Raw genomic sequence first — 14189 nt, 5'->3', positions numbered from 1 at the left:
GAAGGAGACATCCGTGTCCGAACCCCACGTCAGCCTCGCCGACGTGATCGCCGTCCTCGACCGTGCGTATCCGCCCCGGCTCGCCGAGAGTTGGGACTCGGTCGGGCTCGTCACGGGTGATCCCGTGGACCGCGTGCGCAAGGTGGTGTTCTCTGTCGACGCCACCGCAGGCGTCGTCGACGAGGCCATCGAGTGGGGCGCCGACCTGCTGGTCGTGCATCATCCGCTGTTGATGCGCGGCGTCGACACCGTCGCAGCGAACACCCCGAAGGGTGCGCTGATCCACCGCCTCGTCAAGGCCGGATGTGCGCTGTTCACCGCGCACACGAACGCCGACTCGGCCGACCCGGGAGTCTCCGACGCCTTGGCGGATCTGCTGGAAGTCACGAAAACCCGCCCGATCGAGCCGATCGACGGACCGCGCATCGACAAGTGGGTCGTGTTCGTGCCGACCGAGCAGTCCGACGCCGTGCGCGACGCGCTGTTCGAGGCAGGCGCTGGCGCGATCGGCGACTACCGCGAGTGCAGTTGGACCGTCGCGGGGACGGGCCAGTTCCACCCCCAGGAGGGCGCGGATCCGGCGATCGGAACCGTCGGGCGCGTCGAACGGGTGGCCGAGGACCGCGTCGAGATGGTCGCGCCTGCGTCGCTGCGCGCGCAGGTGCTCGAACGGCTTCGACAGGTCCATCCCTACGAGGAGCCGGCCTTCGACATTCTCGAGCAGGTGCGGCGTCCGTCGTCGACGGGACTGGGCCGCGTCGGCACGCTCGACGAGGCCGTCACGCTGCGTGCGTTCGCCGAACGCGTACGCAGCAGGTTGCCGGAGACCGCGTGGGGAGTGCGGACGGCAGGCGACCCGGACGCCGTCGTCCGGACGGTCGCTCTGTGCGGCGGCGCGGGAGACTCGTTCCTGAGCTCGGTCGGCTCCCTCGGCGCCGACGTGTACGTCACCGCCGACTTGCGCCATCACCCCGTCGACGAGCATCTTCGCGCCGGGGGGCCTGCGGTGATCGACGTCGCGCACTGGGCGTCGGAATGGCCGTGGTGCGCACAGGCACGTGCGATCGTCGATTCCGCTTTCTCGGGCACCGACGCGTGGGAGAGTCGAGTGAGCACGACCAGAACGGACCCGTGGACCCTCGGTGCCGCGGACACCTGACACAGTGCCGGTAGGCTTGACCGAATCTTTCTTCCATAGTCGCAGGAGCCATCACGCGTGAACGTCGATCCCCGAGTACAGGCCTCACTTCTCGAACTGGCCGCAGTGGACACCGAACTGACTCAGATCGCGCACCGTCGCACCAACCTTCCTGAGCAGGCGGAGGTCGAGAAACTCGAAGCCGAGCGCATCGCCAGGAAGGACGCGGCCGTCGCCGTCCAGATCTCGATGGACGACCTCGATCGCGACATCAAGAAGCTCGAGAACGAGGTCGACGCGGTCCGCCAGCGCGAGGACCGCGACAAGAAGCTGCTCGAGAGCGGCACGGTCGCGGCCAAGCAGATGTCCGAGATCCAGCACGAACTGACCAGTTTGGAGCGTCGTCAGAGCATCCTCGAAGAAGAATTGCTCGAGGTCATGGAGCGGCGGGAGGCGTCGGAAAGCGACTACAACCACGCGGGCGCACAGCTGACGCAGATCGAGGAAGAGCTGATCGATGCGGGCCGACGTCGTGACGATGCCGTCGCCGACATCGACGCAGCCGAACAGCGCAGCACCGGCCGTAGGTCCGAGCTGGCTGCCACGTTCCCCGAGGACCTGCTCGCTCTGTACGAGAAGCAGCGCGCCCTGACCGGTCGCGGCGCAGCACTGCTCCAAGCCCGTCGGTGCGGTGCGTGCCGCATCGAACTCGATCGCGGTGAGATCTCGCGTATCGCGGCCAAACCCGCGGACGAACTCGTCCGGTGCTCGGAATGCAACGCAATCCTGGTGCGTACCAAGGAATCCGGTCTGTGAGTGCACCGACGCGGGTGATCGTCGAGGCCGACGGCGGTTCGCGGGGCAACCCGGGTCCCGCCGGATACGGCGCTGTCGTGTTGTCCGAGGACCGAGCCGAGGTGCTGGCAGAACGACGGCTGGCGCTCGGTGTCACCACCAACAACGTCGCCGAATATCGCGGCTTGATCGCCGGGCTGACGGCGGCTGCCGACGTCGGCGCACGTGTCGTGCAGGTCCGCATGGATTCCAAACTCGTCGTCGAGCAGATGTCGGGGCGGTGGAAGGTCAAGCACCCGGACATGATTCCGCTCAACCGGGAGGCCGCAGAACTGGTTCGCGGCTTCGACTCGGTGAGCTTCGAGTGGATTCCGCGTAACCAGAACTCGCACGCCGACCGCCTCGCCAACGAGGCGATGGATGCGGCCGACGCAGGCGAGGACCTCGCACCCGCCGAGGAAGTCGCCGAGAAGCCCGCGGCGCCCGGCTGGACCGGCGCCGTGGGTGAGCCGACGCGGATGCTCCTGCTGCGTCACGGGCAGACCCCGCTGTCGGTCGGCCGGAAATACTCCGGCAGAGGCAACCCGGCGCTCACCGAGTTGGGCGAGCGTCAGGCCGCCGCGGCCGCGGACTACCTGGCGCGGCGCGACGACATCGCAGCCGTCGTGTCGAGTCCGCTCGGTCGCGCCCAGCAGACCGCGGAAGCCTACGCCCGAAAGGCGGGGCTGCAGGTGTCCGTTCTCGACGACCTCACCGAGACCGACTTCGGCGACTGGGAAGGTCTGACCTTCCTCGAGGCCGCGGAGCGAGACCCGGACATCCACCAGCGGTGGCGCGGCGACACGTCCGTCGCTGCGCCCGGCGGCGAAAGCTTCGACGTCGTGTTCGATCGCGTCAAGGCGGCGCGGGACAAGATGATCGCGTCGTACGCGGGCTCGACGATCGTCGTGGTCAGTCACGTGACGCCGATCAAGATGCTGCTGCAGTTGGCGCTCGACGTGGGTCCGTCGATTCTGTACCGCATGCACCTCGATCTGGCATCGCTGAGCATCGCGGAGTTCTATCCCGACGGGGGAGCGTCGGTGCGTCTGGTCAACGAGACGTCATACCTGGGCTCCTAGCGAGAACCACAGCGCCGCAACCGATCCGACGATCGTCAGCGGCGTGGTGATCACACCGAGAACGGTGAACGTCCTCAGGTCGGCCGGTTCGTGGTTCGAGGCTGCCACCCGCCGCCACAGCATGATCGCGAGCGAGCCGACGTAGGTGAGGTTGGGGCCCAGGTTGACCCCGATGACCATCGCGAGCAACAGTCCGGGTGGCGCCGACGGGCCGAACGCGGCGAGAAGCATCAGCGTCGCGGGCAGGTTGTTGACGACGTTGGATGCGACTGCAGCGATGGCTGCGGTGACGAGCAGGCCGACGAAGGTCGGTTCGGTCGGCAGAATGTCGGCGAGCCACCGGCCGATGGGCCCTGCCGTCACGCCGGCGACGACGATCGCGAGCAACAGGACGAAGCCGCAGAACGTCAGGTCGGCGGCCCGCAGTACACGCGTCGGGAACGTGTACCCGTCGCGTAGCGACGGAACGGCCAGCACGAGTGCGCCCGCGGCCGCGACCCAGAACGGTTCGACGTGGAAGAAGCCGGCCACGGCGAATCCGACCAACGTGGCGCCGAGCACGATCAACGTGCCGACCGGAGCGGGGACGCGTTCGGGTGGCGGTACTGCTTCGGTCCGCTTCAGATCGGATCGAAAGAACACCCAGAAGACCACGAACTCGATCAGCACCGCCGCCACCCAGGGCAATGCCATCAACGCTGCGAAGTGGACGAACGTCAGCCCGGTCGCCGAGAACGCCAGAAGGTTGGTGAGGTTGGAGACGGGCAGGAGCGTCGACGCCGAATTGGACAGGTGCGCACTGGCGTAACTGTGCGGTCTCGCGGACATGCGCAGTGCGCGGGCCGCACCGACGACAGCGGGCGTCAGCAGCACGACGGTGGCGTCGAGACTCAGGATCGCGGTGGTCACTGCGGCCGCCGCGAACACCGACACGAGCAAGCGATGCGGACTGCCGTGCGCGCTGCGGGCCATGGCCGACGCCATCCACGTGAAGACGCCGCGCGCGTCGGCGAGATGAGCGAGAACGAGGATGAACGCCAGGAACACGACCGTCGGGAGCAGTGTGGTCACTTGCTCCGCCGCGGCCGAGACCGACACCAAGCCGAGCAGAAGCGTCAGCGCAGCCGCCGGGAGGGCGATCACGATCTCCGGAAGACCACGCGGACGAACGATGGCGAAAATCAGCACGGCCGCTACGAGTGCGGCAGCGACGACGCTCACGCGAGCATCTTGGCGAGCGTCCGCAGGTTGCGCGTCGTCGTGGTCGGCTTGAACTTGGCCTTCGCGGTGAACTTTCCGACCACGCTGTCGGTGGTGCTGCCCTTGACGACCTCCCAGTACACGACGCCGTGTCCGGCCGCGATCCGTTCGAGCGCGGGATCCAGGGTGTCGCCGATGGCCGCGAGCTCGGCGAGATGGGTGTCGTCGTTGCCGAAGATCACGTACGGATGCCAGCCGTCCCGTTCGGCGTCGAACGGATAGTCGTCGACGATGCCGCGCAGCGTGGGCACGTCGAGCACGATGACCCATGCCTCGTAGCCGAAGCGGTCCGACAGCACCTTCTCCACGGACGACTTCAGCTCGGCGCCTCGCATCGGGGACCGCAGGTGCACGTTGCCCGTCGCCAGGACGGTCCGTACGTCCGAGAAGCCGGCTTCCGTCAGGGCGGCTCGCAGATCCGCCATCTTGATGTTGATTCCGCCGACGTTGATTCCGCGCAGCAGAATGACGTGATCCATGACGTGAACTGTAATGACAGGACCGGAGCCGGCGGAACGACCATCCCACACTGCCGGTAGAATCTGCTCTCGCGAACGAGTCGGTTGGACGGCTGCGGCACGGAGAACTGACGGAGCGATTCCGTCAAGCTTCGCGCCGAGGAAAGTCCGGACTCCACAGAGCAGGGCGGTTGCTAACGGCAACCCGAGGTGACTCGCGGGACAGTGCCACAGAAAACAGACCGCCCACACGCGGCGCTCTCGGGTGTCGTGCGTGGGTGAGGGTGAAACGGTGCGGTAAGAGCGCACCAGCACCTCAGGTGACTGAGGTGGCTAGGTAAACCCCGCCCGGAGCAAGGTCGAAGGCCGCACCTTCTCTAGGTGCGGCTGCGCAGGTGTTCGAGGGCTGCTCGCCCGAGCCTGCGGGTGGACTGCTCGAGGTACCCGGCGACGGTGTGCCCAGATGGATGGTCGTCGTTCCGTCCCGTTTCGGCGGGAGGGAAAACAGGATCCGGCTTACATGCCGACTCGTTCGCACTCCGTACGGCACACTGGTTCCATGAGCACAGACGACGAAGCCTGGTACTACGACGTCCGCACCAAGACCGTCTCCCAGGGCAAAGAGGCAGGCGCCTTCGACCGCATGGGACCGTACCCCGATCGGCAGACGGCCGAGCGTGCCATCGAGATCGCGGCCGAGCGCAACAAGGCGGCCGACAAGGCCGACGACGACTGGAACAATTGACCGACGTGGCTCCGATCCGACTGCCCGTCTCCACCTTCGATTTCCGAGCAATCAGATCCGAGTTCGATCTGCGAGAGGCGTTCTCCGACGACGCCATGGCCGAGGCGGCTGCGCCCGTCGATCGGCACGCGGCCGAGCGTGCCGATCGCACCGACCTCGCGCTGGTGACCATCGACCCGCCAGGGTCGATGGATCTCGACCAGGCGGTCCACATCGAGAGAGTGGCGTCGGGATTCGTGGTTCATTACGCGATCGCCGACGTCGGTGCGCTCGTCGCGCCCGGCGGGGCACTGGACGCCGAGACGCGGGAGCGCGGCCAGACGTACTACTTGCCCGACGAATCGGTACCGCTGCACCCCAGGGTGCTCTCGGAAGGATCGGCGAGCTTGTTGCCGAACGAAACTCGGGCGGCCGCGTTGTGGCGCATCGAGCTGGACTCGAACGGTGAGGCGGTCGCGTGGACCGTCTCCCGAGCTCTTGTGAAGTCGGTCGCACGACTCGACTACGCCGGTGTGCAGGCGGATTTCGACGCGGGCACACCACACCCGTCGATCGCGGCGCTGGCGGAATTCGGGGCGCTGCGCGCTCAGGCGGCAGTGCTGCGTGGGTCGATCGACATCACGTTGCCCGAACAGGAGGTCGTGCGCGACGGCGATTCCTGGCGTATCGAACTGCAGGGCCGAACCGACGTCGACGCATGGAACGCCGAGGTGTCGCTGCTGACCGGGATGTGCGCGGCACGCATCATGCTCGACGCGCGGGTCGGGTTGTTGCGAACGCTTCCGCCTGCGTCGGAGGACGCGCTGGCCACCCTGCGGACCACCGCGGACACGCTCGGAATCGAGTGGCCTGCGGGTGCGTCGGCAGGCGCAGTTCTCGCGGGTCTGCCGCGTGACGCACCGGAGACCCTGGCGATGATGACCGAGGCGACCGGTCTGCTGCGGGGCGCGGACTACGCCGCCTTCGACGGGGAGTTGCCGCCCGTGACCGAGCACGCGGGAATCGGTGCGCCGTACGCGCACGTCACCGCGCCGCTGCGGAGACTGTCGGATCGGTACGCCACCGAGGTCTGTCTCGCCGTCGTAGGCGACACGGAGATTCCGGTGTGGGCACGCACGGCGTTGCCGGACCTGCCGGCCGTGATGCGTTCGTCGGATTCGACCGCGTCGAAGGTCGATCGCGCCTGCATCGACCTGACCGAGGCGACGGTGCTGGCCGGACGCGTCGGCGAGGAGTTCGGGGCGCTCGTGCTGCGGGGAGCGGACGGCAAACGCGATGCCGAAGTGTTCCTCGACGATCCCATCGTCATCGGCAAGTGCACCGGTGAGCCACCGGAGGGGGAGAAGGTGACGGTACGGCTCACCGTCGCCGACACCGACTCCCGCCGTATCCAGTTCGGATACGAATCACCGTAGCGAGGCGAACCTGTCCGTGGCCTGCACGAGGTGGTGGACGATGCCGGGCTCGCTCGCCGAGTGCCCGGCGTCGTCGACGACGATCAGTTCGGCACCGGGCCATGCCTTGTGCAGGGCGTATGCGCTCGTCGCCGGACAGACCACGTCGTACCGGCCCTGAACGATGACGCCGGGGATGCCGTCGAGCAGATGCGCGTCGTCCAACAGCTGGTTCTCCCGCAGGAATCCGCCGTTGACGAAGTAGTGGTTCTCGATGCCGGCGAACGCCGAGGCGAACCGTGGGTCCTCGTTCTCGGCGATCTGCTCCGGCCGAGGCAACAGGTAGCTCGTCGCCGCCTCCCAGGACGACCACGCGACCGCCGCGGCCGTCGCGACGTCACGATCGTCCGACGTCAGAAGCCGGTGGTAGACCTCGACCAGATCGCCGGCGCGCTCGGCCTCGGGAATCGGGGCGAGGAACCTCTCCCACTGCTCGGGGAACAGGTGGCCTGCGCCGCCGTTGTAGTACCAGTCGATCTCACTGCGCCGCAGCAGGAAGATGCCTCGGAGAATCAGTCCGACGACGCGGTCGCGGTGGCTCTGCGCGTATGCGAGCGACAGCGTCGAACCCCACGAACCACCGAACACGAGCCACCGCTCGACACCGAGATGCGTGCGCAGCGTTTCGATGTCGGCGATCAAGCGGTCGGTCGTGTTGACCGAGAGGTCCGCGCCGTCGGCGATGTGCGGCGTCGACTGTCCGCATCCTCGCTGATCGAACAGCACGATCCGGTACACCGCCGGGTCGAAGTATCGACGCTGCGCCGGACCGGTGCCGCCGCCGGGACCACCGTGGACGAAGACCACCGGGGCGCCCGACGGGTTACCGCTGGTTTCCCAGTAGATGCGTTGACTGTCGCCGACGTCGAGGTGGCCTGCGTCGTACGGTTCGATGGGCGGATACAGCTCGGTTGCGTACGTCTGCGTCACCGGTCAGAACCCGACCAGACCCGACGCGAGGTCGGGGATGTCGAGGGAACGCATGGCTTCGTCGCGCACCTCGGGGCAATTGGCGATGGTGACGGTGTCGACGATCGAACGGTCCTGGATCACCTGAACGTTGATTGCGCCGCTCTGCGCCGCCCACGTCTGCACGACGATGTTCAATCCGCCGCGCCCCAGCGTCGGACCCTGGATGCGCCACTCCTGCAGTTGCTGTTCCAGGTCGGTGCACAGCTGCTGGGCCTGCTGATCGGTGACGGCGGGACCGGTCGCGGCGGGGGTCGTCGTCGGCGCTGCCGAGGTGGTGGTGGTCGTCAGGGACGAGGACGAGCCCGTCGACGTCGAATCGGTGCTGCATGCGGTAGCCGCTGCAACGACGGCAGCCGCCCCCACGAGGGAGACGGCTGTCCGAACAAGCGTGTCACGTGTCGGTCGTGAGTTCATGGCACAGAGTGTGCCATCTCCGCATCGAGTCAGTAGCTGTGCTCGGGACCGGGGAAGACCCCGCTGCGCACCTCGGCCAGGTAGGTTGCGGCGGCGGTGCGAAGTTCGTCACCGACGTGGCCGAACTTCTTGACGAACTTGGCCGTCTTGCCGCTCGTGTAGCCGGCCATGTCCTGCCACACGAGGACCTGCGCGTCGGTCTCGTTGCCCGCGCCGATACCGATGGTCGGGATCGACAACTTGCGGGTCACCTGACCGGCGAGATCGGCGGGCACCATCTCCATGACGACCGAGAACGCGCCTGCTTCCTGGACCGCGATGGCGTCGGCGACGAGCTGATCGGCACCGTCACCACGACCCTGGATGCGGAAGCCGCCGAGCCCGTTGACGCTCTGCGGCGTGAAGCCGATGTGCGCCATGACCGGAATTCCTGCCGCGGAGATGGCTGCGATCTGATCGGCGACGCGTTCGCCACCCTCGAGCTTGACGGCGTGCGCGAGGCCTTCCTTGAGGAAACGCGTCGCGGTCTCGAGCGCCTGCTGCGGCGACGCCTCGTACGTTCCGAACGGCAGGTCGGCGACCACCAGTGCGTTGGGTGCTCCCCGGACGACGCCGCGGACGAGGGGCAGCAGTTCGTCGACGGTGACGGGGACCGTCGTGTCGTAGCCGTAGACGACGTTGGCCGCCGAGTCCCCGACGAGCAGCACGGGGATACCGGCTTCTTCGAAGATGCGGGCGCTCGAATAGTCGTAGGCGGTGAGCATGGCCCACCGCTCGCCCTCGGCCTTCATCTGCAGAAGGTGATGAGTGCGGGTCTTGCGAGTCAATCCGGATACCGAGGCGTCGGACGCGCCATAGACGGAGTTGTCGGACATCTTTGTCCCTTTCGGTTCCTCGAGGCCCGCCTGCGGGTCCCCGGGATGGGGTTGATGACGTCCTTCAGTCTGCCACCGACCGACGGCGAGCCCGAGAGGTCCTGTCAGTGCAATACATCACATTCGTTCCTCGTGCGAACGGAACGCGTTCGTGACGGGCATCCGCCGATCGCGCCCGAACGCGCGCGAGGTGACCTTGGTGCCGATCGGATACTGCCTGCGCTTGTACTCGGCCGCGTCGACCCTCTGCAGGATGTCGGCGACGGTGTCTCGGTCGTACCCGGCAGCGACGATGTCGTGCAGGCCCTGATCGCAATCGACGTAGCGGTACAGAATCGCGTCGAGCTCGTCGTAGTCGGGCAGTGAATCGGTGTCGAGCTGGCCGGGACGCAGCTCAGCCGACGGTGCCTTGTCGATGCTCGACTCGGGAACGGGCGGGACCTCGCCGCGCTCGGTAGCCGCTTTGTTGCGCCACCGCGCGAGGTCGCGGACGAGCGACTTCGGAACGTCCTTGATGGGTGCGTATCCGCCGATGGCGTCGCCGTAGATCGTCGAATAGCCGACGGCCAATTCGGATTTGTTGCCCGTCGCCAACACCAGATGGCCCGTCTCGTTCGATACGGCCATCAACGTCATTCCGCGGCAGCGGGCTTGGATGTTCTCCTCGGCGAGACCGTGGAGTCCGAGGGTGCGCACGAATACTTCCACCATCGGCTCCACCGATTGGGTGCGGAAGTGAAGCCCGGTGCGACGCGCGAGTTCGGCTGCGTCACTGCGTGAATGGTCCGACGAGTACCGCGAGGGCATCGAGATGCCGTGAACGGCGTCGCTCCCCAGCGAGTCGACGGCGATCGCGGCGACGACGGCCGAGTCGATCCCACCCGACAGGCCCAGCACGACGGATCGGAAACCGTTCTTGTGCATGTAGTCTCGCAGTCCGGTGACCAGTGCTGCCCACACCTGTTCCTCGTCGGGCTTCGAATCGGCGACGATCTCGTCTCGTCGATCCCATCCGCGAACGACGATGTCGGACACGGTGTTTCGGTCGACGGTCCAGCCGGGCACGTCGTCGCGATCGGGTCGCGGGTGGTCGGGTAGATCGACGTCGACGCAGAGCAGGTCCTCGGAGAACTGTCGAGCACGACCGAGCAGGCGCCCGTCGCGCGCGACGACCAGGCTGCCGCCGTCGAACACGAGCTCGTCCTGCCCCCCGACCAGATTGACGTACGCTACAACCGCGCCCGCTTCGGCAGCTCGTCGTTCGACGACCGACCGGCGGATGTGGTCCTTGCCGCGCTCGAACGGGCTCGCATTCAGGCAGAGAAGGACGTCGACACCTGCGGCCGAGTACGCGGGAACCGGGCCACCGGGCTGCCAGATGTCCTCGCAGATCACGACGCCGACGCGGTGATCGCCGATGCTGGTGATGCTCAGTCGCGATCCGAGTGCGAAGTACCTGGCCTCGTCGAACACGCGGTACGTCGGCAGGGCGACCTTGTCGTAGTGCGAGAGGACTTCGCCCCGGAACAGCACGGCCGCACTGTTGCGGGCGCCCGCGAGGTCGCGGTCCAGATATCCGACGACGGTGACGATGTCTCCGCAGCCTGCACGGTCGAGGGCGTCGGCGAGCCGTCGCACGGCATCTCTACCTGCGTCGGCGAAGGCCGGAGTCAGCGCGAGGTCTTCGACGGGATAGCCCGTCAGCGCCATCTCGGGGAACAGGACGATCTGCGCGCTTTCTTCGACGGCACGCCTCGCCCACGACACGATCAGCGCGGCATTGCCTTCCAGGTCGCCCACCGTCGGATTGATCTGAGCAAGAGCGATTCGCAGTGCCTGCACGGGTCGGATCTTAAAGGCGTCCTCGGCACTTCGCTCGGCGTGCTCTGGCAACATCATGTCGATGAAGTCGTCGACAGCGGGTGTCGCAGCGTTCGTCGCGGTCGCAGTGCTCTGCGTTCAGGGATGCGCGCAACCCGAGTCCACCGTGGGGGCTCCGGAGGCAGAGCCGGCGGAGGAATCGACGCCCGGTGCGGGCGTGATTCCTCCTGGGCTGGAGCAGTTCTACACCCAGACCCTGGGCTGGGAATCGTGCGACAGCTACGACACCGACGAATCGCTGATCGGCACCGATCTCGAATGCGCGAAGGTGACCGTGCCATTGGACTACGCGGACCCGGCAGGCGCCACCGCCGAAGTCGCGATCTCGCGCGCGCGTGCGACCGGAGACAAGATCGGTTCGATTCTGTTCAACCCGGGCGGGCCGGGAGCCTCCGGGCTGTACCTGGCGACGCAGGCCGAGGGCTCGGCCGTCTCGGAACGGTTCGACCGCATCGGATTCGACCCGCGCGGGATCGGCGCGTCGACCCCGGCGGTCAGGTGTCTGACGGCCGAGGAGACCGACGAGCAACGCAGCGAGAACGACGTCGACATGTCGCCCGAAGGCATCGCCGAGACCGAGGACGATCACCGCGACTACGCGGCCAAATGCGCGGAGCGGACCGGCGCCGACGTTCTCGAACACGTCGGCACGCAGGAGGTCGTCCGAGACATGGACGTCATCCGTTCGGTCCTCGGGGACGACAAGCTCACCTACGTCGGATTCTCCTACGGCACGCGGATCGGCAGCACGTACGCCGAGACGTTCCCCACCAACGTCCGCGCGATGGTTCTCGACGGCGCACTCGATCCCGAACAGAGTCCCGTCGACGAGGCGGTCGAGCAGGGTGCTGCCTTCCAGAAGGCATTCGACGGATTCGCGGCGAGTTGTGCGGAAGCGTCGAACTGCGCGCTCGGCTCCGACCCGATGGAGGCGAACCGGACGTTCCGCGAACTCGTCGACCCGTTGCTGGCCACGCCTGCCGAGACGACCGATCCGCGCGGCCTCGGCTACGACGACGCGTTGACCGGGGTGCAGCAGGCTCTGTACTCCGAGAGTCTCTGGCGTGTGCTGCGGGTCGGGTTGGCAGAGCTGCAGGAGGGCAGGGGAGACACCCTGCTCAGGCTCGCGGACACCTATTCCGGTCGTCTCGAGGACGGGTCCTACTCGAACCTCGACGACGCCTTCAACGCGATCCGCTGCGTCGACGACCCTCCGGTCACCGACCGGGCCGAGGCGAGCGAGGCCGACAGGCGATACCGCGAGGCAGCGCCGTTCCTCGACGACGGTCGCGGTACCGGTCAGGCGCCGCTGGATCTGTGCGCGTTCTGGCCCGTGAAGAACACGAGTACTCCGCACACCGTCTCCGCGCCCGGTGTGCCGAAGCTGGTCGTGGTGTCGACGACCTTCGACCCCGCGACGCCGTATCAGGCGGGTGTCGAGCTCGCCGCACAGCTCGGCGCCGACCTCGTGACGTACCAGGGAACGCAGCACACCGTCGCGTTCTCCGGCGTGCCGTGCATCGACGATCCGCTGATCGATTACCTCGTCGACCTCGTCCCGCCAGGTAACGATTTGGTGTGCTGATCTGTCTCACCCGCACGTCCGGGCTGGTGAGAGTGGCCGGATGTGAGACCGAATTCACGATGTAACACAGATTTAACGCGGTTTGCTTACTCTCGCGGACATGGATCGCCAAAAGGAATTCGTGCTCCGGACTCTGGAGGAGCGCGACATCCGCTTCGTCCGCCTGTGGTTCACCGATGTCCTGGGGTACCTCAAATCGGTCGCGATCGCACCGGCGGAACTCGAAGGCGCATTCGACGAAGGCATCGGCTTCGACGGCAGCGCGATCGAGGGATTCGCGCGCGTGTCCGAGGCCGACACCGTCGCGAAGCCCGATCCGTCGACATTCCAGATCCTGCCGTGGTCCACGAGCAAGGGGCATCAGCACTCCGCGCGTATGTTCTGCGACATCGCCATGCCCGACGGCTCGCCGTCCTGGGCCGACTCGCGCCACGTGCTGCGTCGTCAGCTCAGCAAGGCCGCAGACCTCGGCTTCAGCTGCTACGTGCACCCCGAGATCGAGTTCTTCCTCCTCAAGGACAGCCCCGAGGACGGCACTCCGCCCACCCCCGCGGACAACGGCGGCTACTTCGACCAGGCGGTCCACGATTCGGCGCCGAATTTCCGGCGGCACGCGATCGACGCACTCGAATCGATGGGAATCTCCGTCGAGTTCAGTCACCACGAAACCGCTCCCGGCCAGCAGGAGATCGACCTGCGCTACGCCGACGCGCTCTCCATGGCGGACAACATCATGACGTTCCGCTACGTCGTCAAGGAGGTGGCGATCGAGGAGGGCGTCCGCGCGACGTTCATGCCGAAGCCGTTCAGCGATCATGCAGGCTCGGCGATGCACACCCACATGAGCCTGTTCGAAGGTGACACCAACGCCTTCCACAACCCCGACGATCCGATGCAGCTGTCGGAGACCGGCAAGTCGTTCATCGCCGGAATTCTCGAGCACGCCAACGAGATCAGTGCGGTGACGAACCAGTGGGTCAACTCGTACAAGCGACTCGTGCGCGGCGGCGAGGCGCCGACGGCCGCGTCGTGGGGTCCGTCCAACCGATCGGCTTTGATCCGCGTCCCGATGTACACCCCGAACAAGGCGTCGTCGCGACGCGTCGAGATCCGTAGCCCTGATTCGGCGTGCAACCCGTACCTGGCGTTCGCGGTTCTTCTCGCTGCCGGCCTGCGCGGCATCGAGAAGGGTTACACCCTGCCTCCCGAGGCGGAAGAAGACGTCTGGGCATTGACGTCGGCCGAGCGTCGAGCCATGGGCTACAAAGAACTTCCCGGAAGCCTGGATCAGGCTCTGAACGCGATGGAGAGCTCGGAACTCGTCGCGGAGGCTCTCGGCGAGCACGTCTTCGACTTCTTCCTGCGCAACAAGCGTCGCGAGTGGGAGGAGTACCGCAGCCACGTCACGCCGTACGAGTTGAAGGCCTACCTCGGTCTTTAACTCCCCGGTGTCGGGATGCACTAGGTTCTAGTGGTCGGAGAACGTCGAGT

At 66.8% G+C, this 14189-nt stretch carries 13 protein-coding genes and 1 other RNA gene; 8 read left to right on the top strand and 6 right to left on the bottom strand.

Going from position 1 to position 14189, the window contains the following annotated elements:
• The first annotated feature begins 13 nt into the window (after window positions 1–13).
• The 3 genes from HQ354_RS01080 to HQ354_RS01070 are packed head-to-tail and all read left to right on the top strand — an operon-like array spanning window position 14 to window position 3054.
• A complete protein-coding gene (locus HQ354_RS01080) occupies window positions 14–1159 on the top strand; it encodes a Nif3-like dinuclear metal center hexameric protein (RefSeq protein ID WP_308115160.1) in 1146 nt (381 codons plus the stop codon).
• A 57-nt stretch (window positions 1160–1216) separates the two neighbouring features.
• The gene (locus HQ354_RS01075; RefSeq protein WP_068420546.1) at window positions 1217–1954 is read left to right on the top strand and encodes a zinc ribbon domain-containing protein; all 738 of its coding nucleotides are present in this window, start codon (window positions 1217–1219) and stop codon (window positions 1952–1954) included.
• Window positions 1912–3054 (top strand): bifunctional RNase H/acid phosphatase, encoded by a 1143-nt coding sequence (locus HQ354_RS01070; protein ID WP_068420548.1) that lies wholly within the window; start codon window positions 1912–1914, stop codon window positions 3052–3054. Before HQ354_RS01075 ends, HQ354_RS01070 begins: the two co-directional genes overlap by 43 nt.
• On the opposite strand, the gene HQ354_RS01065 is transcribed toward HQ354_RS01070, so the two are convergent.
• Window positions 3037–4275: an SLC13 family permease gene (locus tag HQ354_RS01065; RefSeq protein ID WP_222634017.1), complete on the bottom strand. Its 1239-nt coding sequence runs from the start codon at window positions 4273–4275 to the stop codon at window positions 3037–3039. The genes HQ354_RS01070 and HQ354_RS01065 overlap by 18 nt on opposite strands.
• Window positions 4272–4793, bottom strand: coding sequence for a DUF1697 domain-containing protein (locus HQ354_RS01060; RefSeq protein ID WP_114330529.1), 522 nt, complete (start codon window positions 4791–4793; stop codon window positions 4272–4274). Before HQ354_RS01060 ends, HQ354_RS01065 begins: the two co-directional genes overlap by 4 nt.
• Window positions 4794–4869: 76 nt before the next feature.
• On the opposite strand from HQ354_RS01060, the gene rnpB reads away from it, so the two are divergent.
• The 3 genes from rnpB (at window position 4870) to HQ354_RS01045 (ending at window position 6932) form a co-directional block, all read left to right on the top strand.
• An RNA gene (gene rnpB, locus HQ354_RS01055) (RNase P RNA component class A) lies at window positions 4870–5307 on the top strand.
• A 24-nt stretch (window positions 5308–5331) separates the two neighbouring features.
• Window positions 5332–5517, top strand: coding sequence for a hypothetical protein (locus tag HQ354_RS01050; protein ID WP_068420555.1), 186 nt, complete (start codon window positions 5332–5334; stop codon window positions 5515–5517).
• On the top strand, window positions 5514–6932 hold the full coding sequence (locus HQ354_RS01045; protein WP_374107328.1) for an RNB domain-containing ribonuclease: 1419 nt from the start codon (window positions 5514–5516) through the stop codon (window positions 6930–6932). The genes HQ354_RS01050 and HQ354_RS01045 overlap by 4 nt, the downstream gene beginning before the upstream one ends.
• Here HQ354_RS01045 and pip read toward each other — a convergent pair.
• The 4 genes from pip to HQ354_RS01025 form a co-directional block, all read right to left on the bottom strand.
• Window positions 6924–7901, bottom strand: a complete 978-nt coding sequence (pip, locus tag HQ354_RS01040) for a prolyl aminopeptidase (RefSeq protein ID WP_167678274.1) — start codon at window positions 7899–7901, stop codon at window positions 6924–6926. The genes HQ354_RS01045 and pip overlap by 9 nt on opposite strands.
• 3 nt (window positions 7902–7904) lie before the next feature.
• Entirely contained in the window at window positions 7905–8357 is a 453-nt protein-coding gene (locus HQ354_RS01035) for a hypothetical protein (protein WP_167678276.1), read from the bottom strand.
• Window positions 8358–8386: 29 nt separating this feature from the next.
• Window positions 8387–9232 (bottom strand): 3-methyl-2-oxobutanoate hydroxymethyltransferase, encoded by an 846-nt coding sequence (gene panB, locus HQ354_RS01030; RefSeq protein WP_167678278.1) that lies wholly within the window; start codon window positions 9230–9232, stop codon window positions 8387–8389.
• Between the two features lie 117 nt (window positions 9233–9349).
• Window positions 9350–11074, bottom strand: coding sequence for an NAD+ synthase (locus HQ354_RS01025; protein ID WP_068420935.1), 1725 nt, complete (start codon window positions 11072–11074; stop codon window positions 9350–9352).
• A 55-nt stretch (window positions 11075–11129) separates the two neighbouring features.
• Between HQ354_RS01025 and HQ354_RS01020 the strand changes: the two genes are divergently transcribed.
• Window positions 11130–12698 (top strand): alpha/beta hydrolase, encoded by a 1569-nt coding sequence (locus HQ354_RS01020; protein ID WP_068420564.1) that lies wholly within the window; start codon window positions 11130–11132, stop codon window positions 12696–12698.
• Between the two features lie 100 nt (window positions 12699–12798).
• Window positions 12799–14139: a type I glutamate--ammonia ligase gene (gene glnA / locus HQ354_RS01015; RefSeq protein WP_068420566.1), complete on the top strand. Its 1341-nt coding sequence runs from the start codon at window positions 12799–12801 to the stop codon at window positions 14137–14139.
• Window positions 14140–14189 lie beyond the last annotated feature (50 nt).

Source organism: Rhodococcus sp. BP-261 (assembly GCF_019835205.1).
GTDB classification, from domain to species: Bacteria; Actinomycetota; Actinomycetes; order Mycobacteriales; family Mycobacteriaceae; genus Rhodococcoides; species Rhodococcoides kyotonensis_B.
This window is presented reverse-complemented; position numbering and strand designations above follow the sequence as displayed.

Coding starts and splice junctions, on each gene's coding strand:
- HQ354_RS01070 (WP_068420548.1), top strand. CDS start 1,912: ATGCAACGCAATCCTGGTGCGTACCAAGGAATCCGGTCTGTGAGTGCA.
- HQ354_RS01060 (WP_114330529.1), bottom strand. CDS start 4,793: ATGGATCACGTCATTCTGCTGCGCGGAATCAACGTCGGCGGAATCAAC.
- HQ354_RS01050 (WP_068420555.1), top strand. CDS start 5,332: ATGAGCACAGACGACGAAGCCTGGTACTACGACGTCCGCACCAAGACC.
- HQ354_RS01035 (WP_167678276.1), bottom strand. CDS start 8,357: ATGAACTCACGACCGACACGTGACACGCTTGTTCGGACAGCCGTCTCC.
- panB (WP_167678278.1), bottom strand. CDS start 9,232: ATGTCCGACAACTCCGTCTATGGCGCGTCCGACGCCTCGGTATCCGGA.
- HQ354_RS01020 (WP_068420564.1), top strand. CDS start 11,130: ATGTCGATGAAGTCGTCGACAGCGGGTGTCGCAGCGTTCGTCGCGGTC.
- glnA (WP_068420566.1), top strand. CDS start 12,799: ATGGATCGCCAAAAGGAATTCGTGCTCCGGACTCTGGAGGAGCGCGAC.